The 25,408-nt window shown below is 37.4% G+C and carries 20 protein-coding genes; 5 read left to right on the plus strand and 15 right to left on the minus strand.

Annotated features, from left to right (window positions below):
• Positions 1-334 precede the first annotated feature (334 nt).
• Positions 335-2,167: a GA module-containing protein gene (locus J2Z38_RS03585; protein WP_209772557.1), complete on the plus strand. Its 1,833-nt coding sequence runs from the start codon at positions 335-337 to the stop codon at positions 2,165-2,167.
• 482 nt (positions 2,168-2,649) lie between these two features.
• On the opposite strand, the gene J2Z38_RS03590 is transcribed toward J2Z38_RS03585, so the two are convergent.
• The 8 genes from J2Z38_RS03590 to argF all read right to left on the minus strand — a co-directional run bounded on the left by J2Z38_RS03590 (position 2,650) and on the right by argF (position 12,930).
• Entirely contained in the window at positions 2,650-2,997 is a 348-nt protein-coding gene (locus J2Z38_RS03590) for a hypothetical protein (RefSeq protein ID WP_209772558.1), read from the minus strand.
• A gap of 362 nt (positions 2,998-3,359) precedes the next feature.
• Positions 3,360-4,289, minus strand: coding sequence for a carbamate kinase (gene arcC, locus J2Z38_RS03595; RefSeq protein WP_209772559.1), 930 nt, complete (start codon positions 4,287-4,289; stop codon positions 3,360-3,362).
• 21 nt (positions 4,290-4,310) lie between these two features.
• Positions 4,311-5,405 carry a putative NPN-dependent ornithine cyclodeaminase gene (locus J2Z38_RS03600; RefSeq protein WP_209772560.1) on the minus strand — a complete coding sequence of 365 codons (1,095 nt, stop codon included), beginning with the start codon at positions 5,403-5,405 and terminating at the stop codon, positions 4,311-4,313.
• Complete coding sequence (locus tag J2Z38_RS03605) at positions 5,405-6,580, minus strand: putative NPN-dependent ornithine cyclodeaminase (protein WP_209772562.1); 1,176 nt, start codon at positions 6,578-6,580, stop codon at positions 5,405-5,407. Before J2Z38_RS03605 ends, J2Z38_RS03600 begins: the two co-directional genes overlap by 1 nt.
• 4 nt (positions 6,581-6,584) lie before the next feature.
• The gene (locus J2Z38_RS03610) at positions 6,585-9,125 is read right to left on the minus strand and encodes an ATP-dependent Clp protease ATP-binding subunit (protein ID WP_209772563.1); all 2,541 of its coding nucleotides are present in this window, start codon (positions 9,123-9,125) and stop codon (positions 6,585-6,587) included.
• A gap of 6 nt (positions 9,126-9,131) precedes the next feature.
• Positions 9,132-10,307 (minus strand): CD0519/CD1768 family membrane protein, encoded by a 1,176-nt coding sequence (locus J2Z38_RS03615; RefSeq protein ID WP_225304638.1) that lies wholly within the window; start codon positions 10,305-10,307, stop codon positions 9,132-9,134.
• A gap of 122 nt (positions 10,308-10,429) precedes the next feature.
• Entirely contained in the window at positions 10,430-11,800 is a 1,371-nt protein-coding gene (locus J2Z38_RS03620; RefSeq protein WP_209772564.1) for an alanine/glycine:cation symporter family protein, read from the minus strand.
• Positions 11,801-11,937: 137 nt separating this feature from the next.
• Positions 11,938-12,930 (minus strand): ornithine carbamoyltransferase, encoded by a 993-nt coding sequence (argF, locus tag J2Z38_RS03625; protein ID WP_209772567.1) that lies wholly within the window; start codon positions 12,928-12,930, stop codon positions 11,938-11,940.
• A 271-nt stretch (positions 12,931-13,201) separates the two neighbouring features.
• On the opposite strand from argF, the gene J2Z38_RS03630 reads away from it, so the two are divergent.
• Positions 13,202-14,449, plus strand: coding sequence for an AraC family transcriptional regulator (locus tag J2Z38_RS03630; RefSeq protein WP_209772569.1), 1,248 nt, complete (start codon positions 13,202-13,204; stop codon positions 14,447-14,449).
• A 754-nt stretch (positions 14,450-15,203) separates the two neighbouring features.
• Here J2Z38_RS03630 and J2Z38_RS03635 read toward each other — a convergent pair.
• The 3 genes from J2Z38_RS03635 to J2Z38_RS03645 all read right to left on the minus strand — a co-directional run bounded on the left by J2Z38_RS03635 (position 15,204) and on the right by J2Z38_RS03645 (position 17,966).
• The gene (locus tag J2Z38_RS03635) at positions 15,204-15,608 is read right to left on the minus strand and encodes a DUF3842 family protein (protein WP_209772570.1); all 405 of its coding nucleotides are present in this window, start codon (positions 15,606-15,608) and stop codon (positions 15,204-15,206) included.
• A gap of 345 nt (positions 15,609-15,953) precedes the next feature.
• Positions 15,954-16,610 (minus strand): potassium channel family protein, encoded by a 657-nt coding sequence (locus J2Z38_RS03640; protein WP_209772571.1) that lies wholly within the window; start codon positions 16,608-16,610, stop codon positions 15,954-15,956.
• A 9-nt stretch (positions 16,611-16,619) separates the two neighbouring features.
• Positions 16,620-17,966, minus strand: a complete 1,347-nt coding sequence (locus tag J2Z38_RS03645) for a TrkH family potassium uptake protein (RefSeq protein ID WP_209772573.1) — start codon at positions 17,964-17,966, stop codon at positions 16,620-16,622.
• Between the two features lie 142 nt (positions 17,967-18,108).
• Here J2Z38_RS03645 and J2Z38_RS03650 point away from each other — a divergent pair, with 142 nt between their 5' ends.
• A complete protein-coding gene (locus J2Z38_RS03650) occupies positions 18,109-19,812 on the plus strand; it encodes a DUF2207 domain-containing protein (protein WP_209772576.1) in 1,704 nt (567 codons plus the stop codon).
• 1,014 nt (positions 19,813-20,826) lie between these two features.
• On the opposite strand, the gene J2Z38_RS03655 is transcribed toward J2Z38_RS03650, so the two are convergent.
• Complete coding sequence (locus tag J2Z38_RS03655) at positions 20,827-22,353, minus strand: AbgT family transporter (RefSeq protein WP_209772577.1); 1,527 nt, start codon at positions 22,351-22,353, stop codon at positions 20,827-20,829.
• 226 nt (positions 22,354-22,579) lie between these two features.
• On the opposite strand from J2Z38_RS03655, the gene J2Z38_RS03660 reads away from it, so the two are divergent.
• Positions 22,580-23,020 (plus strand): LytTR family DNA-binding domain-containing protein, encoded by a 441-nt coding sequence (locus J2Z38_RS03660; RefSeq protein WP_209772579.1) that lies wholly within the window; start codon positions 22,580-22,582, stop codon positions 23,018-23,020.
• Positions 23,021-23,029: 9 nt separating this feature from the next.
• Complete coding sequence (locus J2Z38_RS03665; protein ID WP_209772582.1) at positions 23,030-23,455, plus strand: DUF3021 domain-containing protein; 426 nt, start codon at positions 23,030-23,032, stop codon at positions 23,453-23,455.
• A gap of 36 nt (positions 23,456-23,491) precedes the next feature.
• Here J2Z38_RS03665 and J2Z38_RS03670 read toward each other — a convergent pair whose 3' ends face one another.
• Genes J2Z38_RS03670 through J2Z38_RS03680 form a run of 3 tightly spaced genes read right to left on the minus strand, consistent with a single transcriptional unit; the run spans position 23,492 to position 25,326 of the window.
• On the minus strand, positions 23,492-24,109 hold the full coding sequence (locus tag J2Z38_RS03670; RefSeq protein WP_209772585.1) for an ABC-2 transporter permease: 618 nt from the start codon (positions 24,107-24,109) through the stop codon (positions 23,492-23,494).
• Positions 24,090-24,956, minus strand: a complete 867-nt coding sequence (locus tag J2Z38_RS03675; protein WP_209772588.1) for an ABC transporter ATP-binding protein — start codon at positions 24,954-24,956, stop codon at positions 24,090-24,092. The genes J2Z38_RS03670 and J2Z38_RS03675 overlap by 20 nt, the downstream gene beginning before the upstream one ends.
• Positions 24,949-25,326, minus strand: a complete 378-nt coding sequence (locus J2Z38_RS03680) for a GntR family transcriptional regulator (protein ID WP_209772591.1) — start codon at positions 25,324-25,326, stop codon at positions 24,949-24,951. The genes J2Z38_RS03675 and J2Z38_RS03680 overlap by 8 nt, the downstream gene beginning before the upstream one ends.
• Positions 25,327-25,408: the final 82 nt, after the last annotated feature.

Raw genomic sequence — 25,408 nt, forward strand, 5'->3', positions numbered from 1 at the left:
TCCAAATTCCATAAATTTGTAAATATCTTTTATCCTGTTAATCTCTTATCCTAAAACAATTATAACAGATTGTGTTGAGAATAAAACCTGTTTTTACCCGATTATCATTAAACATCCAAATTTTCATAAAGCAAATTCCTAACCTTATATAACCTATCAATATCTTTAGAGACGTTACTAATAAATAGGAAAATAATCCAAAACGTCCTGGATATTTCAAATATTTTAAAAAATACAAACAGATTATCAATATTTATTGAAATTCCCGGATGAATATTGTATAATGATTCTCATTATCAATATATTACTTTATTTATGAGTAAAAGGAGAATTTATGAAAAAAACAAAAATTATAGCCCTAGCTATGTCAGTAAGTCTTGTACTCGGAGGAGCCTACATCATAGACTCAAAAACCAACATAGCCTATGCTGAAGAAGAAAAAAACATCGCCCAACAAATAGAAGAAAAAAAAGCTAATATTCAAGAACTTGAGAAAGAAAACTCAAAACTCGATAAAGAAGTTTCTGACCTAGAAAAAAATCTAGAAAATTTAAATAAATTAAATAAGGAACTTGAAGTCTTAACTTCAGAAGCAGACAAATTATACGAAATTTATGCAACTAAATATGAAGAATGGGAAAGGCTAGATAAACTCGTTAAAGACGGTATAGCTAAGCGAGAAGCCTTATGCGACGAATATAATGCCTTGGTTGAACAGTTGAAAAATGACCCAACAAATAAAGATCTAGAATCCAAAAAAACTGCCAAAGCCTACCAATGGGGCGACCAAGTTGAAAAAGTAAAAGAAGATACCCAAAAAAGAACTGAGCAATATCTTGCAATGAAAGACGATGAAGAAAAATATGCAGAAGCCGACGCCAAGTATCTTGAGAAAAAAGCTGAAGTAAGCGAAGAAGAAGAAAAGACCAAAGGTATTTCTGAGAAAATCGAAGAAAAAAAAGAAAAAATAAAAAATAATAGCAGAAAAATCAATGTTCTAAAAGAACAAAGAAAAACTCTTGAGGATTTAAAATCCAAAGAGGATAAAGAAAATATAGATGATAATGAAGACGGCGATGAAAAACAGAAACCTGTTGAACAGCAAATTGCTGATGATAAGAATAAACTTGATAAGCTAAAAGACGAAAACAAAAAACAAAATGAAGAAATAGATAAGTTAAAAGAACAAATGGTAGACACCCCTAGCCTAAGAGAAGAATTTGAAAAATTAAAAGAAAATAGGGATGCTAAATACAATATTTATGTAAATAAAAATAAAGAGCTAGATGAACGCAGGATGGAATATTCAAAGGCAAATGAATTAAAGAACGAACTAAAAAACAAATATAAAGATGCCCAAAAAAAACTCGATAAAGATCCAGGTAATGCAGCTCTACAAAAAGAAGTAGATGAAATATTAAAAAATTGGCAAGAGAATAATGAAAAGTTAGAAAAAGCCGAGCAAGCTTGCACAGAACTAGATAATGAAATAGATTCAATAAATAATGATTATAAAACCATTAATAAAAGATACAAAGAATTTAAAACTGACCTTGAAGCCAAAGAAGATAAAAATCAAGAACTAGAATTTAAAATAGGAGTAATAAACAAAAAAATCAAAAAAAATGAATCAAAAATAAAAGTCCTAAACAGCAAGCTAGAAGCTAACAATGCCAAAGTTCTTAATAAGTATAAAGAAAATGCTAATAAAGAAATTGACGGACTTTCTAACCTCAGCGAAGAGGAAAAGAAAGTGGCTAAGGATAAGGTTCATAAGGCCGATACTGTAGAAAAGGTCAACCAAGCCCTTGAAAATGCAAAGAAATTAGCTGAGAAAAATTTAGCTAAGGCCAAGGAAGAGGAAAGGAAGAATAAGGAGAAAAAAGATTATAATCCAATCCTTCCAGACCCAGACTATAATTACTACCTAGGCGGAGACAAGGACAAAGATACCAAGAAAAAGACCCTCTCAGCCAAGACTGTCCTCAGACTAAAAGAGGCTGTCGAGAGAAGCAAGACCGCCATTAAAGCAGCTGAGCTCCTAATGGAAATAGCTCCAAAGAAAGTAGCTGACGTCAAACCACAGCTATTACAACTAATCAAAAAATCCAAAGAACTTCAAAAAATAGCAGAAAAAATCCTAGCCGAAAATGGTTATGCTTATTAGGCGGATTTGACAAAAATAAATCACAAAATAATATTATAAACAAGAGATAATAGAAAAATTTAATCCTATAAATAATTCCCAATCCAAAAGGGAAAAAGATTAAAAAAACACTCTTATCTAACTAAAAGACCCGGGCGAAAAGCCCGAGTTTTTTTGCCCAAATAAACCCTTGTCAGGATTTAGGTTGGTAGACAAAAATTTTTACAGTCTCTTTTCTAAAATCTAAACATTACAAAAGAAAAAATCCCCACACATATACTTATGTAGTGAGAGGAGAATATATTATATCTTATTATTATATCTTGTATTATTCTCTTAGTATTTTTTTGCAATAGGGTGCTGACAATTTTTCGCTATGGGGTATGCAAATTTTTGCCTATGGGTATTAGAGTTTACTTATATACTAGGGCAATTTTCTCCTAGCCTTGGTGGGGTTTTTATCTTAAAAAAATCTTCAAAAAAGACCCCAGATGGGGCCAAATTTATAGGTTTATAAGTCCAAAAGTCAAAAACATGATGTATTCTTTGATGAAGTCGAGAAATGTCTTATCAAAGCCAATTCCAATTACTATATAAAATACGTGCACTGCCGCAAATATTATTACAAAAAGCAAAATAAGGTTGTCGTATTTTTTTCTTAAGAAAATCCCTATTATAATCAGCCACAAGGACAAGCTTAAGGGCAAAAGGATTGGGTTTAAAAAAGTATTTTCAAAGTCATATCCAAGACCAAAGTCTTCCCCAAGAAAGATAGTAAAAACAGTATAGGCGATTACAAGTAGGCTTGCTATACAATATAGGTTTCGTTTTTTGTCATAATTCTTATCCATATAAGATCCTTTGATTTCAAAATTTAATCAGGTTTTCTTATATGTATTATATCACATTTATAGCTAAAGTATATTTTTACATAAAAAGAAGTGGGCATTATGCCCACCGTCTTTTTTCAGGAGTCTATTAAGTCTCTTTTATTTTAAGCAACGCCTTTCCTAAGGAACGTAATCTTTTTACAATCAATGCTCCTGTTCGTCGCATCTATTGTAAAAAATTACGGAAGGTTTCTCATCAATTTTCCTGCGGACTTTGTCCTTGTAAAATTGTGAGAATCGTTCAAATTTTGCCAACTGAAGCCCTATCCCGATTTGATGAAATCAAATCGATGGAAGGACTGATACTTTAGTGAAAATTTGAACTACCTTTCTATATAGGTTCCTGTCTCGCCTTTTAGGCCGTCTAGAGCTTTTTCTAGGGATGTGATTAAAGCTTTTGCGCCTTCTTTGCTTCTTACAAAGGATAGGGCTGCTTCAACTTTTGGCTTCATTGAGCCTTCTGCAAATTCACCATCTGCTAGGTATTTTTCAGCTTCTTCGATTGTGAGGCTTCCTAGCCATTCTTGGTTTGGTTCACCGAAGTGGATGGCTACTTTTTCTACTGCTGTGAGGATTACAAGTATGTCTGCTCCTACTAGTTCAGCAACTTTTGCAGATGTGAAGTCTTTGTCGATTACTGCGTCAACGCCGATTAGTTTATCATTTTCTTTGATTACAGGGATTCCGCCGCCGCCTGCTGCTACTACGATCATTCCGTCGTTGTAGAGTTTTTCGACTGCTTTTTTCTCAATTATATCGATTGGTTTTGGACTTGGTACTACTCTTCTGTAGCCTCTGCCTGCGTCTTCTTTGAAGGTGAAGCCTTTTTCAGCTTGTTTGTCAGCTTCTTCTTTAGAATAGAATGATCCAATTGGTTTTGTTGGATTTTGGAAGGCTGGGTCTTCTTTGTCTACCAATACTTGGGTTACAAGTGATACTACGGTTTTGTCCATTTCTCTTTTTGCTAGTTCGTTTTCGATAGCGTTTTGAAGATGGTAGCCAATATAGCCTTGGCTCATGGCTCCGCATTCAGCAAATGGCATTTCAGCTGTTTTTGCTTCTGATTTGCTGGCTGTATCCATGGCTAGGTTGATCATGCCTACTTGTGGGCCGTTGCCGTGGGATATTATTACTTGGTTGCCTTCTGCTACTAGGTCTACGATTGATTTAGCAGTTACTGCTACTGCTTTTTTTTGCTCTTCTGGGCTGTTTCCTAGTGCGTTTCCGCCTAGGGCAAGTACGATTTTTTTCATTGTTTCTCCTTAAGTTTGATTTTAGTTGTTTAAGGCTCTGTCAACATTTCTGATAAAGTCTTGAACGTTTGTTACCATTGATACAGCTGTAACTGTTCCCCTATCTGATAGTTTGTTTACAGCGAATTCTTGGATGTCGATTGTGTACATGTATACTGGTCTTACTACGCCGTCAAATACGTTGTAGGATGGGGTCATATTTCCTGTTGCGATTGTGTAGAGGATTGCGCCCATCATGATGATTGTAGATGTTTTTCTAGCGTGTTTTCTCATTTCGTTTTGAGCAGCATATACGTTGTTGATTGTTTCAGGGAGTCCTAGTCTGTCACGGATTGTGCCTGCTATTACCACTGGAACGTCCATTTCAACACAAGCTTTCATGAAGCCGTCTTTTACAAGTCCGCTTTCTACAAGGGCTTTGGTTGAGCCGTATTTTCTTGCTAGGTTGATTGTTTTGTATAAGTTTTTGGTTGTGTTTTGTTCTTTTTCGAATTTTTCTTGGCCCCAAGTTGTGCCGTAGATTCCTTTTTCAAGATCGAATGCTGCAGTTTCTGTACCACAGAAGATTGCATTTACATAACCATTTCTTACTAGTCTTTCAAGAGCTGCTCTTGAATCTCTGTCGAGTGCTAGGGCCGCTCCTACGATTAATGTTACATAACCATTGTGTTCTTTTTCATATTTTAGTACTTCGTAGAGGTTGTCATAGTCAATTGAGAAGGCTGTTTCTCTTGAACGACCAGCTCTGAATGCGAAAGTGTCTTGGTGGGCATCTCCTTCTAGGAAGCCTTGGGTCCATACATAGATACCTTCTGAAGCATCTTCTGTACGTCCGATTACTACCTTGTCACCTTTTTTAAGGTTTCTAAATTCAACTATGTTTACGCTTTCTTCACCTGGTGTGTCGTTTGCTACACAAACTGTATCCATTCTAGATTGAGCAGCTAATACCCATTTGTCATTTATTTTGAAGTATTCTGGATAAACTGAAAGAGCGTGGTAGTTTCTTGGGCTTAGACCATCTTCTTTTACTTCTTCTAGGGTTACATTTGGTGCATTTTTAAGAAAGTCTTTTTCAAAATCTGGGTGATGGTATTTTGGCATTTCAAATTTCATTATTGTATCTCTCCTTCGTTTTTATCTGCTTTTTTGTCAGCTTCTACGTATTCCATTTCAGGAATTTCCATTTCTCTAGCAAAAGCCTTGTTTGCTGGGCTTATTAGAGCTTTTTCGCAGTTTACTACGAAATCTTGTACGTTTGTTACCATTGGCACGTATGCAAGATTTTCTCTAGCTGCTCCTACTTTGTGTACTACGTTTTCTGTTACGTCTACACAGTATAGGTAAACTGGTGAAATTTTTCCATCTTTTCTTACCCTATAGCTAGATGCCATGTTGGCTACTGATAGGGAGTGGAGCATGGTTGCTATACAAATAATTACTGTTGCCTTATCAAGTTCTTTCTTTGTTTCTGTAAGTGCTCTATCTTCATCGCCTATTACTTCTGGAAGTGGACCGTCATCTCTGATTGATCCTGAAAGTACAAATGGAACGTCCATGTCTGATAGGGTCTTGATGATACCGTCTTTTACATTTCCGCTTGCGATAAATTCTTTTATAGAACCAGTTGTTCTTACTTCGTTTAATAGGTCAAGGTGGTTATAGTGACCCATTGGTTGATTTTCTTGGGTGTAGATATTTTGACCAAGAGCTGTATTTAAGAATCCACCTTCAAGGTCGTGGGTTGCCATAGCGTTTCCGCCTAATAGACAGTTGATATAGCCATTTTCTGCTAATTGGTTTAGAGCTTTTCTAGTATCATAGTCAAATACTACTGAAGGACCTAGTACCCATACTATATAACCATCTTCTGAATCTCTTTCATGTTGTAAGAGTTCGAATAGGTTGTCATAGTCTTCAGAGAATGATGTTTCTACGGCCTTACCTGGTTTAGAATATACATCGTCTGGGAAGGCGTTGTTATGAACAAAAATGCCGTCTTCGATTGTTCCGTCTTCGCTTATTACGACTTTATCGCCTTTTTCTAGTTCTCTAATTTCTTTTACTACAATTTTGCCGTCTTTTAGGACTGCAACGCAGTTTAAAGATGTATGTTCAGGTAGTTGCCATTCGCCATTAACTTTATAAAATGTTGGCATGTGGCGGGTTAAGTAGAAATCATCAGGTGCAACACCGTCTTTCTCTACTTCTTGTAGGCTAATGTCTGCTGCTTTCTTGAACTTTTCTTCTGAAAAGTCTGGTGTAACAAATTCTGGTACTTTAAATTCCATTCTTCTACTCCTTATTTTTATTTTCTTTTAATTCGACAGTGAACTTATTTTCACAATCAAAATCCAAAGTTAATTCTGAGAATGCTTTTATTTCGCTTTCGAGATTTTTCTCGCAAATCAAAAAGTAAACATCCTGCTCTATAAGCTTCTTTAAGCTCCTAGCATCAAAACCTTCTTCCTTGGCATAGACGCCGAATTTATCAAAAAATCCGTCCGCATAGGAGAGTTTTATCTGTCTATCTGCTAGGGCTTTTTCTAACTCCCTGAAATTTAGGGAAATAAGCTTATCTAATTTATCATCATCTAGAGGGCTTAGTTTAAAGACATAATCGACATATTTGCCAAAGTCTACGTCGAGTTTTTCTTTGACAAATTCATCATAATCAGTATCTTCGTCTACAGTCATGGTTAGGACTACAATTGAGTTTTTAAGATTTATATCTCGTCCCTTATTGTCCTTGATTGTCCCGTCTTGGATGATTTGTAGGACCAAGTTTTGCACCTCAAAGTGGGCGTTTTCGATATTTTCAAAAACCAACACACTATAAGGTCTAGTCCTTAATGCCTGGGTCAATACTCCTCCGAATTCGTATCCAACATAGCCAGGAGGGGCACCAATCAGCTTGGTGATTGATGACTTATCAGTAAACTCGCTCATATCGAAGCTAAGTAGGGATTTTTCTCCCTCATAGAGATAGTCTGCCAAAAGTTTGGCTATATAAGACTTACCCGAAGATGATGGTCCTGAAACAATAAAACTTAGGACTGGCCTTTTTCTCTCAAAGAGACCGCCTTCTGATATGATATAAGTATTTATAATCTTATCGATCATATCATCGCCGCCTACGAATTCTTCCTTAAGTTTTTCTCTAACAAGTTTAATAGAATCAAGTTTGTCATATTGGAGCTTAGACTTTGGCATTCCGCTCATCTTTGAAATAATATCTTTGACTTCCGAAACGCCAACTTTTGTCCTTAGCGGATAATATTCACCTTTATCCTCTATTTTCTTTAATTTTTCGCTTACTTTTTCTTTTAGACTTACGAACTTATCAAGGTTTTCAAAGTCTCTCTTATCCTTGGCTTCTTCTATCTCAAAGCCAATGATGTCGATTTCTCTTTCAAGCTTGACTAGACTTTCTTGTCTTTCTTTTTCTTTTTCATATAGGTCAGTTTTTTCAGCAAGTTCTTCTTCAAGCTTTTTAATCTCTTCTTCTTTTTCCTTGGACCTATGAGTCGATAAGCTGTCTTTTTCGTTTTTGAGAGCTATATTTTCCATTTCAAGCTGGACAATTTTCCTATGGAGCTTGTCTAGCTCTTCTGGTTTTTGATCCCTTGCCATTTTTACCTGGGCACAAGCCTCATCGATTACATCTATTGCCACATCTGGGAGTTTTCTTTCAGTCAAAAACCTCTTTGAAAGTTTAACCGCCTCTGTGATAGCAGGGTCTGTTATCTTTATCATGTGGTGGTTTTCGTATTTGGATTTGATTCCCCTCATGATGGCAATTGTCGTTTCAACGCTTGGCTCTTCGATTAGGATTTTTTGAAAACGCCTATCAAGGGCCTTGTCTACCTCGATGTGCTTTCTGTACTCTTCGATGGTAGTGGCGCCTATTGTTAAAATCTCGCCACGTGCCAGCATCGGTTTTAGCATATTGGCTGTATCCATTGTCCCACTTGCAGATCCTGAACCTATTATGTTGTGGATTTCATCTATAAATAGAATTATCCTTCCCTTTGAGTCCTTTATAATTTCAAGGATTTTCTTAAGTCTTTCTTCAAAATCTCCCCTGTATTTCGCTCCAGCAACGAGGGCTGTCATATCTAGGGAAAATATAATCTTATCTTTTAAATCATCTGGCACGTCACCTGCCACTATCCTCTGGACAATACCTTCAACTATGGCAGTTTTACCAACGCCCGCATCCCCGATTAAAACCGGATTGTTTTTTATCCTTCTAGATAAAATCCTGATGGCGTTTCTGGTTTCTTCCTCCCTACCAATAACAGGATCGAGCCTTCCTTCGATGGCTTCCTTGGTGAGGACTGTCCCGTATTTTTCAAGGTTGATTATAGTTTCTTGGTCGACGCCCTTTAGTAGGTATTCGTTAAATTTCTTGGCAACTAATTCGTTAAAATTTTGATAAGTTAGACCGTGTGTCGCCGCAAGTTTTGCTGTTGGCATATCGGCTTCTCTTAGGAGGGCCAAAACCAAGTGTTCGGTCTTTATTTTTTCTTCAAACTGGTTTCTAGAAATTTCTTCTGCTATCAAAAGGGCTCTTTGGTAAGACCTAGATGTGTAAAGTGAGGAAATCCCCTTGGCTGACCTTAGTTTGGTCAGGGCATTTTCTGTATCATCCAAAACATCTTGGTAGATTACCTTCAATTCCTTGAAATAGGTCCTTATTAATTTTTCCTCTAAGGTCAAAATAGCATAGAAAATGTGAAGGTCAGATACCTCTACGTTATTTTTTCTGATAGCAACCTTATTGGCTTCTTTAATAATTTCCACAGAAGATTGTGAATACTTACTTATGTCCATATTTACCTATCCTATCACCATAAATATAAGATGGGCAGCTATACCTGCTCCGAGTCCTCCTATAGTATGGCACAAAATTGCATTACCTGTCATTTCTTTTGTCTCTAAGGCGTCCATCATGGCTATGTGGGTTGATAAATAGCCTGACCAGCACATACAAATTGATGTAAATACTGCTATATCGTTTGCTGTCACAATGCCTCTGCCAGACATATCTGTTACAACACCAATGGCTGCTCCTGCAGAACCTAGGGCTGTAATTGGTACAGCTATGGCTTCTGGTGAGTTAAAACCAAAAAGTGGGTTGAATATAAAGGCAAGTTTTTCGCCTATCATTGGTAATATTGCAATTCCTTGGTTGGCTTCGCCTGTATAACCGTTTGGTCCTGCTCCATTTGTAAGCATAACTACTAGGGTACAAATGAGGCAAACGCCTGGGATTATTGCAACACCCATGTCTACTCCGACCTTACCACCGTCTAGGAAGGCTGTTATAAACCTAGCTCCTGCAGAACCTTCTCTGACTTTTCTATATCCATCTGGTACGTTTCCTGCTCCCTTGGTTTCAACCATAGCTTCTGTGCCATAATATTTTTTGGTCCTGGAAATCATAAGTCTAACTGATATGATAGAACCAACTACTGCACCGAGGAGGCCAACAAGGGCACCTTTAATCGCATTGTCAACTGGTAGGGCCATCATAGATGTAACTGTGATAAGACCCATACCAAAGGAAGTTCCTAGGTTGGTTAGGGCTGGCATCTGGTATTTTTTGAAATACTTTCTAAAGTTGTCATCTGCTGCAAGTGTTAGTATGGCTGGGTTATCAGACATAAAACAATTTAGCATACCAAGAGAAGATGCACCTGGTAGGTCGTATATAGGCTTCATTATCTTTGAAACTAGCCTGTTTACTAAGGCAATAACGCCAAATTCTGAAAATATAGCAGATATACCACCTGCTAAAACTGCAACGGCCATCAAATATAGGCAGACGTTCATCAAAAGGTCGTATGATGTCATCATCATAGTCTTGATCATATTTGTCCCGCCCATTATAGAACCCATATAGATAAAGAGGCCTAGGAAGGCTGCCAGAAATATAAATACCTCTGGGCCAACATCTTTCTTTATGGTTTTATCCATTTTTAATTCGTCTCTTATTTCATTTAATTCTTCCATTAAATCATCCTTAACAAGATAAATCTTGAATTTATATTTTTTTCAAATGCCTTAACTAAAAATATCCGAAAGAATCGGACATTTTTAGTTTTATGCATCTGTTAATTAAACTTTAGTTTAATTTATTTTTCTTTTGCTCCTGGGTAATATTTAGGATTCTTGAAGAAGTCATCTACAAGTTCTCTAATTTCACCACTTAGAAGAATCATACCAACCATGTTGGTAAATACTACTAATCCTAGGGTCGCATCAAGGAATACACCTGCGTTATCAAATGATACGAATCCACCAAGAAGGATCATAGCACATGCTATAAATCTTACTATTTTACCTACTGTTGTACCAAATAGGTATTCACCTTGTTTTTCAGCGTAGAATACGATTACTACGATTGTAGAAAGTACAAATAGGAATAGTGATAGAGCTATAACAGCTGTACCGATTTGACCGAAAGCTGTGTTGAACGCTCTTTCAACTCCGATATCTTTCATGTCTGGGTTTTGCCATAGACCTGTTGTTAAAACAACTAGGGCAGAGATTGTACAAACTATAACTGTATCAGCGATTACTTCAAATACGCCCCACATACCTTGACGGCATGGATGGTCTGTAACTGCTGTAGCGTGTGCGTATGGAGCTGAACCCATACCAGCTTCGTTAGAGTAGCATCCTCTAGCTGCACCGGCTTTGATAAGTGCTGAGATACCTGCACCTGCGATACCGCCGCCTACTGCTCTTGGGTTAAATGCGCCAACAAAGATTGCTTTGAAAGCTGCTGGTATTTGATTAGCGTGCATGATTATAACTACAAGACCCATGATGATGTATAGGGCTGCCATGAATGGAACCATTTTTTCTGTTACTTGAGCGATTCTCTTGATTCCGCCGTAAGCTACGAGTACTACTAAGAGTGTAATTACTACAGCTCCTACTAAACGGCTAAGTCCTAATTGTTCAAGTGGGCCTACTGCTGAGATTGTTTGTAGAGTGATTGATGGTAGGATTTCAAGCATGAAGAAAAATGATACTAAGAATCCCATGATTTTACCTGCTGTACCGCCAATACCTTTTTTGAATGTATAAGCTGGTCCACCTACGAACTCGCCATCTACGTTTTTCTCACGGTATTTAATACCTAATACGATTTCTGCAAATTTTGTTCCTTGACCGATAATAGCTGCTATCCACATCCAGAATACTGCTCCTGGACCTGCTGTAAATATAATTGATGGAGCAACTACGATATTTGCTGCACCTATTGATGAAGCAAGGGCTGCTGATGCTGCTTGGAATGGTGAAACTGAACCTTCGCCGCCAACATCTGATGCAAACATTTTTCCAAACGTTTGCTTAATAATAAATGGTAAGTATCTAAGTTGTACAAATCCCATTCTAAATGATATTAAAAGACCTCCGCCTAGTAATACTATAAGGATAGGCCATCCCCAGAACCAACCTGTAAGTTTTGATATCATATCTAATATTGCTTGCATAATAATTCCTTTTTAATTTTATGGAGCCTTGGCCAATAGGTTTCCTCTTAGACTAATGAAGATTTTCAAGAATCTAAGTTTACTTCCTAAGGCCAGCCCCATCCTTGTATTTTTTATAGTCTAGTTTCGTCTAAAAACTAGCAAAGTGTTGCATACATAACTGCTTTGATTGTATGCATTCTGTTTTCTGCTTCTTCAAATACTAATGATTGTGCGCTTTCAAATACTTCGTCTGTTACTTCTATTGATTCCATACCATATTTTTCAAATATTTCTTGTCCAACTTTTGTTTCTTTATCGTGGAATGATGGTAGGCAGTGTAGGAAGATAGCTTCTTTGTCTGCGTTAGCCATAACTTCTTTTGTTACTTGATATGGTTTAAGGATCTTAATTCTCTTTTCCCATTCTTCTTTTGGTTCACCCATAGATACCCAAACGTCTGTGTAGATTACGTTAGCATCTTTGCTTGCTGCGTCTACATCTTCTGTAAGTGTAACTGTTGAGAAGTTTTCTGCTGCGATTTTTTCGCATTCTTTAACTAGCCATTCTTCTGGGAATAATTCTTTTGGAGCACATGCTACAAAGTCAACACCAAGTTTAGCACAAACTAACATTAGAGAGTTTGCCATGTTGTTTCTAGCATCACCAAAGTATACAAATTTTAGACCTTTTAGACGTCCAAAATGTTCTTCGATTGTTAGCATATCAGCTAGCATTTGTGTTGGGTGCCATTGGTCTGTTAGACCATTCCATACTGGAACACCAGAGTATTTAGCAAGCTCTTCAACGTGTTCTTGTTTGAATCCTCTAAATTCGATACCATCATACATTCTACCAAGAACTCTAGCAGTATCAGCTACAGATTCTTTGTGGCCGATTTGAGATCCTGTTGGATCAAGATATGTTACGCCCATACCTAGGTCATAACCAGCTACTTCAAATGAACATCTTGTTCTTGTAGATGTTTTTTCGAATATGATAGCAATGTTTTTGCCTTCAAGATATCTGTGTGGGATACCAGCTCTCTTCATGTCCTTGAAGTTTTTAGATAAATCTAATAAGTATCTGATGTCCTCTGTTGAAAAATCCATTAATTTTAAGAATGATTTTCCTCTAAAATTCTTTGCCATAATAATCTCTCCTTTATTATTATTTGTTACCAATAGATTTTTAGTAACGATTTCACACTTATATAATATCACAATTTTAAAATCGGGTTCGGACAAAAATGTCGAATTTTTTTGTCAGAAATTTAAAAATCCTCAAAAAGACCACTTTGATTGAAATTTTTTGGCAATTTAAGAAAAAGCAAACGTTTTTTTAAAAATATTATAAAAAAACCGCAAAAAATCTTGAAAATAAAAAAAGAAAAAATACCATAATATAAGGAGGCTTTCTTTTATGGGCAAAAAATATATAACCTTGCAGGATTCGTTTTCCTCATCTATGACCGAGTCAAACCTCATCAGTTTTGACATACAGTCAGACAACGGAAAAACCCTGCCCCTTATGCACAAGCACAGCAGATTTTTGTATATCCTAGAAGGAGAAGGCAAGATTAAAATCCAAGATAAGGTCTATAAGATGGCGCCTGGCGCCGTTATCTCTATCCTTCCTTGGCAAACTTCAGAAATAATCGAAGTAGAAAAAAATATTTCCTACTACCTTTTAGTTTATAACTTTAATTTAATAAATATTTACACTAAAAGCCAGCTAAATCTAAATAAAGAAGAGGTTGACTTTATTAAGTGTCTCTATTCGAGCGAATCAGCTCTTTATGATCTCGAAGCCTGCGATAAAATCGAGGAAATCTTTGAAGATATAAGAAAAGAAGTGGGGGTCCATTCCCTAAACCTAATCATCCACATCAAGAAAAAATTCTCAACAATTTACCTTATGTGCAAGATAAGTGAGCTTTTGATAATCTACATGAGATATATAAACGACGATGACACCTTTGGAGAATCTGTCGCCGCAAGGCCTGAAAACATCTTTATGTATATGTTTTTAAACTCATCCAAGGACATAAGTCTTGAAGTCTTGTCTAAAATTTTTCTTATGTCAGAATCGGCCATTAGCCAATATATAAAGGATGTGACAGGGCTTGGTTTTCTTGATATCCTCCATGAAATCAGGATTTATAAGGCAAAATTTCTTTTAAGCCACACAGATATGACCCTAAAGGAGATTGCAAAGGCAGTTCATTATTCAGATCCTGCCCAACTTTCCAAGGTTTTTCAGTCTAAACAAGCCATTTCTACCAAAGATTTTAGGCGACTTAACCAAATAATTGAAGGCAAGGAATCTTTCACTTTTAAGCCTGAAGATTTAAAACTCATTGACTTTGTCAATGAAAACTATGCAGAAGACATTGATATAATGGAAGTTTCCAAAAAATTTGACATCACTCCGAGAAATATAAACAAGATTTTTGTCTATTTTATGGAACAAAACTTCTATTCCTACCTCCACCAAGTAAGAGTCCATGCGGCTTGTGACCTCTTAGTAAACACTGACGAGCCAATCACAGATATAGCCATAGGTGTTGGTTACAATTCACCAAAGACACTTTTGAGAAACTTTTTAAAACACGTAGGCATGACTCCATCAGAATTTAGGTCGGGTCATTTAGCAGACTTGCCAAAATAAATATTTTTAATATGTGATAAGTGGAAGATGGCTCCCATTCAGGCTATAGACAAAGTCATTTTCTGATGTTATTCAGACGAACGAAGTGAGGAAGAATCCTGTAATTTATGGGATTCCTCATCGAATCCTGATGGATTCTCTGTCGGAATGACGTATGTTTATATACTTTGTCGACATTCTGAGTGGGAGATGGCTCCCACTTTTTATTTGTTTGGGCAAGGAGAAAAGGACTAAACTATGTACGAAGTCCAAGTCCCCCCACCCAGAGAAGAAAGGAATAAAACCACTTTGAGGATTGAGAGAAGAAAGGAAATATACTTTAAAATCCTCAGTGCCCCTAATTTTTGAAGATGGGCTTCTACAGAAAGGTGGTTTTATCTTTATATGGTTTCTTTCTTTTTCTTAACTTAAGGGGTAATACGAATTTTTATTAATTTTCGTAGCCTTTCTAATAAAAAGATAGAAACCACTGCCCAGCAATTTGCAAGGCATACTATGGGTTTATAGGCTTTTTTGAATAAATGGAGACTTTGTTTTCAAATATTTCTCAAAGCCTAGTTAATTTATGTTTTGCCCTGATTTTATAAAATTATTTAACTTTATAAAATCAGGCTTTAACCAATAAAAAAAGTATAGAAATATCCCTGGGGGATTTTTCTATACCTTCATAGTATAAATGTAAATTAAACTTTCATCTTCTGATCATAACGGCTTTGCCGTCAGGCACCACTTTCTTGTGGGCCACAGATAAAAGCTATATATTTTTTTCGAGCTCTTCTAGAGCCAGACTTATTAATTTCTTCATAGAATAATCGCTCACACCTACAATTACATTGTCATCGTGTAGGAAGGGGATCAAAATTCTTTTTGCCCTTGATGTAGAAACGGCTTCTGCCATTTTGCTGGTAATTTCACCACACATAGAATTTGTAAGTAGGATTCCAATTGGGCCTATGATTATATCTGCCAGTTGGGCATTGTAAATCAAAGCATTTTCGCCTGTTGCTGCGCGAGTGGCACCTGCCTTTAACATGGCGCTTGTGGCGTGGGAATTTGTCCCAACACAGGTAATGTCTAAATCTTTATGGTTTTCTCTAATGGAGCTTACAAGCTGTTTGCCAAGCCCTCCGCCCTGGGCGTCAATAACTAATACTTTCATATAACCTCTATTCTATTAATTTTATTATAGCATAAAATTGTTATTTTTTAAACTTTTAAAGAAGAAATAAATATAAGGCAAAATTTTTAACAAGTTTTGTCCTTTTTGTAATTTTTTCAATAAGAAAAGGGCCCCGTAGGCCCCTTCCCAATAGAAAAGAATAAGTTAGTCCTAGTTTTCATAAGGGAAAACTATAAGGAATTAATAATGAAAAACCTAGCTATTTGATAGCTGTTTATATTATAACATAAATTTCAACTTATGCAAACTTTTTCAGACCTTTTTATTAATCAGTGTTTTTCAACATTTGCGTGTTTTCCTGTCGTTTTCCCTTTCTTTTTCAACTTATTTTTCGCTAGAAACTTTTTCTACATCTTCTTTTTTGCCCAGCAAAACAATCAGGTCATTTTTTTCTATTTTTATGTGTGGACCTGGATTTATAATTGTGCCCCCATTTCTTTCAAAAGCGACAACATTTAGGTTGTATTTATTTCTGAAATCCAAATCCATAAGATCCTTGCCTATCCAAGCCTGGTGGACTCTAACTTCTGCGAGTGAAAATTCATTAGAAAATTCTATAAATTCTAGGAGGTTTGATCCAGAAATTACCCTAGCTAGTCTCTCACCACTGTCGAGTTCTGGGAAAATTATCTTGTCGGCTCCGATTTTTTCTAAAATCCTCTCGTGGGTGGCTGTTGTAGCCTTGGCAATTACTGTAGTTATCCCTGCATCCTTGCATAGCAAGGTAGCCTCGATAGATGCTTCGATGTTTGATCCTGTTGCAATTACTGCTATGTCGAAGTTTTTGATGCCCAAATCCTTCATAGCTTCTTCGTCAGTCATATCAGCCTGGGCGGCATAGGTCACTTGGTCGGCCATCCTTTGGACTTTGGTATAGTCCCTATCAACGGCCATGACTTCCACGCCTTTTTCAAATAATTTTTTAGCAAGGGCTGAGCCAAACCTGCCCAAACCCAATACTAGTACGTTTTTTTCTTTCATATTTTCTCCTTAACCTATACTTATAAAACTCTCTGGATACCTAATTAGGCTCTTTTTAGCCTTCATGCCAAAGGCAAAGGCCATGGTCATTGGACCTATACGACCCAAATACATGCACAAGGTAATTAAATTCTTGCCTGCATCTGTAAGTTGGGGTGTGATTCCCTTACTTGCCCCTACCGTTGCGAGGGCGGAAACTGTTTCATACAAAATATCTACAAGGGGTGCACTTTCTGTAATGGTGAGCATAAAGCTTACAGAAATGACGATGACTATGGAAACCAAGAAGATTGCCAAGGCCTTTCTGACAGTTTCTGTACTTATATGTCTACCAAAAACAACTGGTTCGCTCTCGCCCCTTACAACTGCGTGGGTTGATAAAAATAGGACGCCGAGGGTTGTTGTCTTAATACCACCTGCGGTAGATCCTGGAGAACCTCCCACAAACATGAGCCCCATAAGCATAAGAGCAGTAGAATCCTTGATTTTTGATAAGTCTACAGAATAAAAACCTGCAGTCCTTGCTACAACTGATTGGAAGAAGGATTCAAGTATTGACCCCTTTAGGCTTTCATATTGGAGGACCCCGTCTTCGTTTTCCAAAAATAGGAACATTAAAGTTCCAAAAATTAGGAGGATGGCTGTTACCATGAGAACCAATTTGGAGTAGGTTGATAATTTCTTAAAAGACCTCCTCCTAAAAAGTTCACTTGTCACCACAAAACCCAAACCACCGACAATTACAAGGGCACAAAGGGTGAGGTTGATTAACAAATCTTCCCTAAAAGGATAAATAGAATCTCCCAAAATATCAAAACCAGCATTACAAAATGCGGAAATCGAGTGAAATACCGCATACCAAACGCCTTTGCCAGCCCCATACAAGGGCACAAATTTTATAGAAAGGAGGATGGCTCCTAGGATTTCTGTCGCAAAAGTGAAAGCCAAAACATATTTAAAAAGGACAATCATGCCCTCAAGACTTTCGACATTTAGCTGTTCCTTTAGGATTTGCCTAGACTTCATTCCGATTTTCTTGCCTAGAATCAAAGGAATAATTGAAGCCAAACTCATGACCCCAAGTCCTCCGATTTGGATTAGGATAATGATTATAATGTGGCCGTAGGTGTTCCAATGTTCGAGTGTATTAACGGGAGTGAGGCCCGTTACACAAGAAGCACTTGCTGCCACAAATAAAGAGTCGACCAAGGGTGTCGCCTGGCCAGATTTGGTAAAAAATGGGAGGGATAAAAGTAGGCCGCCCACAGTAATAAGGATAGCAAAACCCAAACTCAAGACCATTGGCGGGTTAAGGCTAATCTTATCGTATAATTTATTGATAAAGTTTTTGTTCATAATAGCTCCTATAAGTCTATGATACCTCGAGAGGAATCTTACCACCAATAAGACCCAGGTCAAAGCCTATTTGCAAAGTTATTTTTATACAATTAATTATGTTACCTGGTTTTTTCTTGTATAATATTTTAAAGGAGGATTTATGAAAAAAATATTTATAACACTCGCTATTATTTTTGGGATTTTTATCCCACAAAAGGCCCATGCTGACGAATTTAGAGAAATTTCCATTGAGGCAAATATCGATGAAAAGGGTATTGGGTCTATAGAAGAAACATGGAAAATCAACGAAACCAACGAAGATTATACAGAAAGATATAAGACCATAAACAACTTAAGAGGACTTAAAATCGAAGACTTTAGCCTAGAGGCCTTTGGCAAAACTTTCGAAAATAGGGAACCTTGGGATACAGACCTTGATTTTAACGAAAAGGCCTACAAGTCAGGCGTCATCAAAAGGGACGAAGACGAAGTTGAACTTTGTTGGGGGATTTCAAATTACGCTGACAATACCTATAAGCTAAAATATAAAATAAATCCTCTAGCAATCGGATTAAACGATTCAGATATGGTGTTTTTCACCTTTGTTGGAGATGGTTTTGACCCTGAGCCTGAAAAAGTAAATATCAAAATTAAGGGCTATAAGCCATTTTCTGACATCAAGTTTTGGGCTTTTGGCCTTAAGGGTTTAATCCAAGAAGAAAACGGCCAAATCATCCTAGAATCAACTGGCGACGTGTCCTACACAACAGTCATGATTAAATTTCCAAAAGGAACTTTCGCTACATCCTACAAGGAAAATAAGAACTTCGCAGACTACGCCAACCAGGCAGTTAAAGGATCTAAATGGGAAGAAAAGGAAGGAATGGCCTACAAAATCCCTATGCCGATGTGGGCCAAGGTCCTAATTGGCCTAGCCAGTGCCCTTGGTCTAAGTGGAATATTTGGGGGAATTAAGGTAAGCAAATTGTATTTTGATGAAAAAGCCCTTGCCAACGCCAAAGACCTACCACACCCAAAAGATTTTAAAGATAAATACTACAGGGGCCTCCCTTACGACGGCCATATAGAAGATTTATCCTACCTTATAAAGCAAATCCCAATCATAGGTGGCGACCTCGGAGCAGCCTACATGAACGTCTTCATTTTAAAATGGGCCATGGAAGGCCATATTGACCTGGGAGATAGTGAGCCAGGTATTTTTGAATCCCAGGCCATAAAAATCCTTTCAAGGCCAGAAGACATGGGTCCTATAGAAGAAAGTATTTTTGATATGGTCTATAAGGCAAGCTTAAGGAAAAATGACGGATTGCTCACTGACTCCGATTTTTCCAAATATCTAAAAGCAAATCGAGATAACCTAGATAATATCTACGACGACCTCGAAGATAAATCAATAGAAGCCTTAAAAAATGGCGGATATATCGAGGACTACGAATACGAAAAGACCTTCTTAAATTCAAGAAAAACCGGCAAGGAACTAAGGATTACTGAAAAGGGTCTAGGTCTTTACGAAAATATTTTGGGCTTTAAATCCTATTTAAGAGAATATGCCGATGAGGGAACAAAATCTCCAGAAGAGATGAAAAATTGGAAGGAATATCTCCTCTACTCCATACTTTTGAATGTGGATAGCAATTTCCAAGAATTTGTAGACGAAAACTATAAACAGGAACCATACTTCATCTACCACCCATACTTTTACACAAACGCCGAATCCTACTCAAAATCCATCAACCAATCCTATGCCAATACTACTGGGTTTTCAAATGCAGGATTTGGAGGCCAAACTTCCGTAGGAGGAGGTGGCGGATCCTTTGGTGGTGGAGGGGGAGGAGGAAGATAGTTTTCTTATCCAAGATAAAATATTTTCTTTCTTATCCGAGATAAGTTATCTATCTTATATGTGATGATTTTATTTACAATTGAATCTTCGTAAAAAGGGGAGCCCTAGGGAACGTTTCGCACGTTCCCTCATCGGCTCCCCTTAAACCCCTTCCGTTACACCCTCCGGGCGACCCCTCTCGGGGGATATTGTGTTTGCCTATCGGCAAACCTGTTGGTATAGCGGAGCCCTTGTTTAAGTTGGACTATATCCAAACTTTTTTAAAATCCCAACCCTCCTAAAAATCGCAATCTCGTCTGACTTGTACATTTTATTTAAAAATTAGTTCACAGTATTTATAATACTTTTATTCGTAAAGAGCTGTCAGTGCAATTTTTTTGACGGAGTCTTGGGATTTTAAAATACTTGACTTTAAGACTTTTAATCTCTTCGTATAAGAAAGATAAAACTCATTTAGCAATGTTTGGCGAAAGCCAAACGAGCTTGGCAGCTCTGGAACTTTGAGTACAAGTCTCTCTTTTATCGGGAAAAGATTTCTAATCGAGGGCACCGTAAATAAAATCGCTTGTCTGAGGCGAAGCCGAGTTTGCGATTTTTAGGTGACCGATGATTAGAAATCCGTGAGGAGATACGAACACTAATACAAGGACGTTCTCTCTACATAAAAAAGCTTGCGATAAGCAAGCTTCATTATCCGCCCTCCGCAAAAGGAGCCGCTCGGGGTTGTAGCCGAGAGGGGTTTAAGGGGAGGCGGGTGAGGGACCCTGCGGAAGGTCCCTTGGGCCTCCCCTTTGAACGGAGGGGTCATGTAAATGACCTAAATTATTTAGATGATACAGTTAATCTCGGATTAACGCAAATAAGATAATAATCCTGGATTAATAGACTCACCTAGTGAAAAAATCCTAAGGTTTTTCATAAATTTCTACTGCGGTGCTTTGCACCTTGAGAAATTTTGAAAACCGTAAAAACTTTTATTTAAAAGTTTTTACTACCATTAATCTCGGATAGATTCTAAACAAATAGCATTGCCCCTGGTCCTAGTGGGATTTTAAATATCATCCAGATTACTAAGAGCAAGGTCCAGAAGATCAAGAATGCTATCGAATATGGTAGCATGGTTGATATCAATGTTCCAAACCCCCTGTCTTTGTCGTATTTTTGCATGAATATTACTATCATTGCAAAATAGTTCATTAGTGGACTTATAATGTTGGTTGATGAGTCGGCTATCCTGTATGCCATTTGGCTTAGTTCTGGGGATAGTCCCAAATTCATAAACATTGGCACAAAGATTGGTGCCATGATTGCCCATTTAGCTGAGGCTGATCCTATAAATAGGTTGATGAAGGCTGATAGGATGATAAATAGGATTACTAATGGTACTCCTCTTAGGCTGATTGATTCCAAAAATTCAGCTCCCTTTACAGATAGGATTGTGCCGAGATTTGTGTAGGCAAAAAATGACACGAATTGGGCTGCAAAAAATGCTAGAACCAAAAATCCGCTCATTGATTCCATCGACTTGGTCATGGCTCCTATTAAGTCAGTTGAGTTCTTAAATTTCCCTGTTGTCCTTCCAAAAACATATCCTGGAATTAGGAACATAAACAAAATCGCCGCGATTAGCCCCTTGCCCATAAAAGTTTCGAGGGTCATCTTGCCTTGAGCGTTGGCCTGTCTTAAAATCGCATTTTCTGGCACCATTAAAATTGCCATTACTACAGCGAAGATTAGAAATGCTATTAAAGAATTTTTTAGACCCTTTTTTTCTATATCTGTTAGTGGCTTGTCTTCGTGGACATAGGCCCCTGTGTACTCTCCTAGGTTTGGTATAACGACCTTTTCTGTCACAACTGTCGCTACGATTGTTAGAACAAGGGTAGAAACAATTAGAAAATACCAGTTAGCTTGAGGATATACTGTGTAGTCGATATTTGCCGCCCTTAGGGCTTCGTTGGTGATCCCTCCCAGAAGCACATCTGTTGGTCCAAAGATGAGGTTGGCAGAAAATCCACCAGAAACTCCTGCAAAGGCCGCAGCAAGACCTGCTATTGGATGTTTGCCAGCTGAGGCAAAAATCATGGCCCCAAGTGGGACTACCACTACATAACCTGCATCAGATGCGATGTTTGAAACAATTCCTGTAAAGACAACAGCTCCTGTAAGGATCATTGGTGGCACATTTGAAAGCATCTTCTTAAGGCCAGCATCAAAAAATCCTGCATCTTCAGCCACACCTACACCAAGCATGGCGACTAAAACTACACCAAGTGGCGCAAAGGATGTGAAGTTATCAACTAGGGACGAAAACATATAGCGGATGCCTTCCGGATTTAAGAGGCTAATAGCCTCGATTGTAGATTCCGCTTCTGCCTTGGCGTCATAGTATGATACAGAAACTCCCGCAGATGCACAAATTTGCGCAATTACAGCAAGTATTCCAATCATTATTACAAAAATTATAGCAGGGTGGGGCAAGGCATTTCCGACTTTTTCAATCTTAGCCAGCACCCCTCCCTTATTTTTATTCTTAGACATAAGTCCTCCTTTTTATTAAATTCTTATATATTCTAAGTTTTAAAATTTTCCTTAAAAAATTAACACCTTTCTAATATACGATTTTTTTCAACTAAATTCACCTAAAACATTTCAAAACTCATATAAAACCCACTTCCTCGACCGTTTGTCGCCGAATTTTGACCTTTTATCAGAAAATGAATGCATAAGTTGGACCTAAGATTTATAATAGAATCAGGAGGTAGAGATGAAAGTTGACATAATAATTGATCAAACCATCGACGAAACCCAGGTAAAAATATTTGCCAAAGAATATTCAAAGGAGGTCGAAACCATAAAGGATTTGCTGGCTGACAGGTTAATTGACAAGCTTGTGGCCTTTCGTGATAAGGAAGTTTTCATCCTTTCTCACGAAGTAATTATAAGAATTTTTGCCCAAGATAAGTCCGTCTTTATTAAAACGAAAAACGGAACTTTTTCGTCAAGGCTTACTGTTTCTGAATTGGATAAGAGGCTTGATAAGAAAAAATTTATCAGAATATCTCGTTCAGATATTGTAAATCTTGACTTTGTAAAAAAACTCGACCTTTCATTTACAGGAACAATAGCAGTCGAGCTTACAAATGGTGATGTGGCCTATGTTTCTAGGCGAAATTTAAAAGAATTTAGGAGGGCCTTGGGCCTATAAGGAGGAATTATGAAAAATTTTAAAGATTTATTAGGTGGTTTTTTGGCAAGTGTAGGTATCGGAGCCTTGATCGAGGCAATTTTATCTATACTATTTAAAGAAAATATAGTTGGAGTTCCAGACTTTGTAGCAAGCCAAGCGCCAGGTTATGCAAAAATTATCCAATGTCTAGTTTATGGTGGCTTTGGTTTAGTATCTGTCCTAATGGGGGCAGTTTTCAAAAACCAAACTAGGGGAGCCTACATAAATCAAACCATCCACTTTTGTGCAATGCTTATCTATTTTATCTTTGCAGGTCTTTACCTAAGGTGGTTTAATGATGCTTCCTCTATTGTAATTTCTGCCATCTACTTTGTTGGTATTTATTTACTAATCTCTTTGGCCTTTTATCTTTACGAAAAAAATATGATAGGAAAAATCAATAACAAGTTATAAGTAAAAATGGTCCCAGATTCGGGACCATTTTTGTTTTTAAAATTCCTTTGCCTTATAAATCCTAGCTGAAATTTTAAGCGAAAGAAAACTTATTAAGATTGTTAGAATCACAAGACCTAGGGCCAAGATATTTTTATTAATACTCATGCCAAAATTTATAAATTCCAAGAGTTTTTCTTTGTTTGCCCCAAAGTAGGAAAAGCTTCCAAAGATTAAAAAGTAAAAGAAGACGAATATCATCCTAGACTTTTCAGCTCCAAACTTATACATGAGGGGAAGTTGGACTAGGGCTATGAAGTTTGAGAAAAATAGGACACTTGCACAGTAAAGAGCGAGCGGCATCTTTACTCTGTATCCTATGATTAGGCTTACGATTAGGGCAAAGATGGAGAGAATCCAAACAAAACCGTACCTTGATCCCACGATTTTTTCCTTGCCAATTCCTGTTGATATCAAATACTTATCAATATGGCTTTCAGCGTCAATTCCAAACAAGATTCCCAAAAGGATTGTTGGAATCAGGATAAAGGTCAGAGGAAAAAGTTCCAGTTGACCTTCTTTATTGAAAACAAAGGCAACGGCGACCATGATTAGTGTCATAAGCCCAATCGATGACTTTGTTGTTGTTAAATCCTTATATATCAAGGCTTTCATTGTAGGCCTCCTTTATCATATAGACCATAATATCTTCGATTGATGGTTTTTCTATGTCAAAACCAGCTGGCATTTTTACTCTTCTTACCAAACACTCCCTGCCAAATTGATGTTTTCTCACACCTACAAGAGCACTTTTATCAAGGCTTTCAAATTCATCATCTCCTAGGGAAACAAGGCCGTATTTTTCGCTAAGCCCGTCTTTTTCTTCGTTAAAAATAAGCTGGCCCTTGTGGATAAAGGCGATGTAGTCGGCGATTTTTTCTAGGTCTGATAAAATGTGGGAAGAAATCAAAACTGTGTGGTTCTCATCTTGGATAAAATCTAAGAGGATATCCAAAAAATCATCCCTTACAACCGGGTCAAGGCCGCTTGTAGGCTCATCAAGGATTAGGATTTCTGCCCCATGACTCATAGCAAGGGCAAGTCCCAACTTCATTTTCATCCCTCTTGAAAAAGCCTTAACTGGAATATTGGCAGGAAGGGCAAAATTTTCCATAAATTCATAAAAAGTACCCTTCTCCCAGTGGTCCTTATAGAGCAAAGAGTGCATTTTTTCTATCTCACCGATTTTCATTACCCCCGGCAAAAATAGGTCATCGTAGACAAAACCAAGCTTGTATTTTTCGTCAACAGCCAAGTCTTTTATGTCCTTGCCAAAAATTTCAATCTCTCCACCATCTCTTCCTATCACATCCAGGATAAGCTTGATGGTGGTAGATTTTCCGGCCCCATTTTCACCAATAAAACCTGTTATAGTTCCCTTTTTGACACCCAAATCAAGAGGGCCTAGCCTAAAATTGCCAAAAGATTTACTTAGGTTTTTTATTTTTATTGCATCAGTCATCACTATCCTCCAATACATCAGCTAGGGCGAGGATTTCTTCCTTTGAAATTCCGCCAAGCCTTGCAAGCTTGATGACTTCCTTGATATGGTCTTCGATTTTTACCATGAGTTTTTCCTTGACCATTTGTGGGTCCTGGCTTTTAATAAAATTGCCCTTACCCGGAACAGAATTGATAAGCCCGTCTTTTTCGAGTTCATCATAGGCCCTCTTGGTTGTAATCACGCTGACCCTCAGCTCCTTGGCAAGAAGCCTTATAGAAGGCAGGGGCTTGTCTATATCAAGCTTGTCATCTAAGATTGCATCTCTAATCTGATTTTTGATTTGTAAATATATCGGATCTTTACTCGAGTAATTTATTTTTATGTCCATATATCCTCCATCTGTATATAGTGTATATTAACAGTTATAATTTGTCAAGACTTTTGGGAAATATTTACGAATTGATTTTGCA

Origin of the sequence: Anaerococcus degeneri, from assembly GCF_017874475.1 — a bacterium.
Lineage (GTDB): Bacteria > Bacillota > Clostridia > Tissierellales > Peptoniphilaceae > Anaerococcus > Anaerococcus degeneri.

Coding starts and splice junctions, on each gene's coding strand:
- J2Z38_RS03645 (WP_209772573.1), bottom strand. CDS start 17,966: ATGAACAAAAACTTTATCAATAAATTATACGATAAGATTAGCCTTAAC.
- J2Z38_RS03630 (WP_209772569.1), top strand. CDS start 13,202: ATGGGCAAAAAATATATAACCTTGCAGGATTCGTTTTCCTCATCTATG.
- argF (WP_209772567.1), bottom strand. CDS start 12,930: ATGGCAAAGAATTTTAGAGGAAAATCATTCTTAAAATTAATGGATTTT.
- J2Z38_RS03600 (WP_209772560.1), bottom strand. CDS start 5,405: ATGAAATTTGAAATGCCAAAATACCATCACCCAGATTTTGAAAAAGAC.
- J2Z38_RS03650 (WP_209772576.1), top strand. CDS start 18,109: ATGAAAAAAATATTTATAACACTCGCTATTATTTTTGGGATTTTTATC.
- arcC (WP_209772559.1), bottom strand. CDS start 4,289: ATGAAAAAAATCGTACTTGCCCTAGGCGGAAACGCACTAGGAAACAGC.
- J2Z38_RS03610 (WP_209772563.1), bottom strand. CDS start 9,125: ATGGACATAAGTAAGTATTCACAATCTTCTGTGGAAATTATTAAAGAA.
- J2Z38_RS03670 (WP_209772585.1), bottom strand. CDS start 24,109: ATGAAAGCCTTGATATATAAGGATTTAACAACAACAAAGTCATCGATT.
- J2Z38_RS03585 (WP_209772557.1), top strand. CDS start 335: ATGAAAAAAACAAAAATTATAGCCCTAGCTATGTCAGTAAGTCTTGTA.
- J2Z38_RS03665 (WP_209772582.1), top strand. CDS start 23,030: ATGAAAAATTTTAAAGATTTATTAGGTGGTTTTTTGGCAAGTGTAGGT.
- J2Z38_RS03605 (WP_209772562.1), bottom strand. CDS start 6,580: ATGGAATTTAAAGTACCAGAATTTGTTACACCAGACTTTTCAGAAGAA.
- J2Z38_RS03635 (WP_209772570.1), bottom strand. CDS start 15,608: ATGAAAGTATTAGTTATTGACGCCCAGGGCGGAGGGCTTGGCAAACAG.
- J2Z38_RS03680 (WP_209772591.1), bottom strand. CDS start 25,326: ATGGACATAAAAATAAATTACTCGAGTAAAGATCCGATATATTTACAA.
- J2Z38_RS03620 (WP_209772564.1), bottom strand. CDS start 11,800: ATGCAAGCAATATTAGATATGATATCAAAACTTACAGGTTGGTTCTGG.
- J2Z38_RS03590 (WP_209772558.1), bottom strand. CDS start 2,997: ATGGATAAGAATTATGACAAAAAACGAAACCTATATTGTATAGCAAGC.
- J2Z38_RS03660 (WP_209772579.1), top strand. CDS start 22,580: ATGAAAGTTGACATAATAATTGATCAAACCATCGACGAAACCCAGGTA.
- J2Z38_RS03615 (WP_225304638.1), bottom strand. CDS start 10,307: ATGGAAGAATTAAATGAAATAAGAGACGAATTAAAAATGGATAAAACC.
- J2Z38_RS03640 (WP_209772571.1), bottom strand. CDS start 16,610: ATGAAAGAAAAAAACGTACTAGTATTGGGTTTGGGCAGGTTTGGCTCA.
- J2Z38_RS03675 (WP_209772588.1), bottom strand. CDS start 24,956: ATGACTGATGCAATAAAAATAAAAAACCTAAGTAAATCTTTTGGCAAT.
- J2Z38_RS03655 (WP_209772577.1), bottom strand. CDS start 22,353: ATGTCTAAGAATAAAAATAAGGGAGGGGTGCTGGCTAAGATTGAAAAA.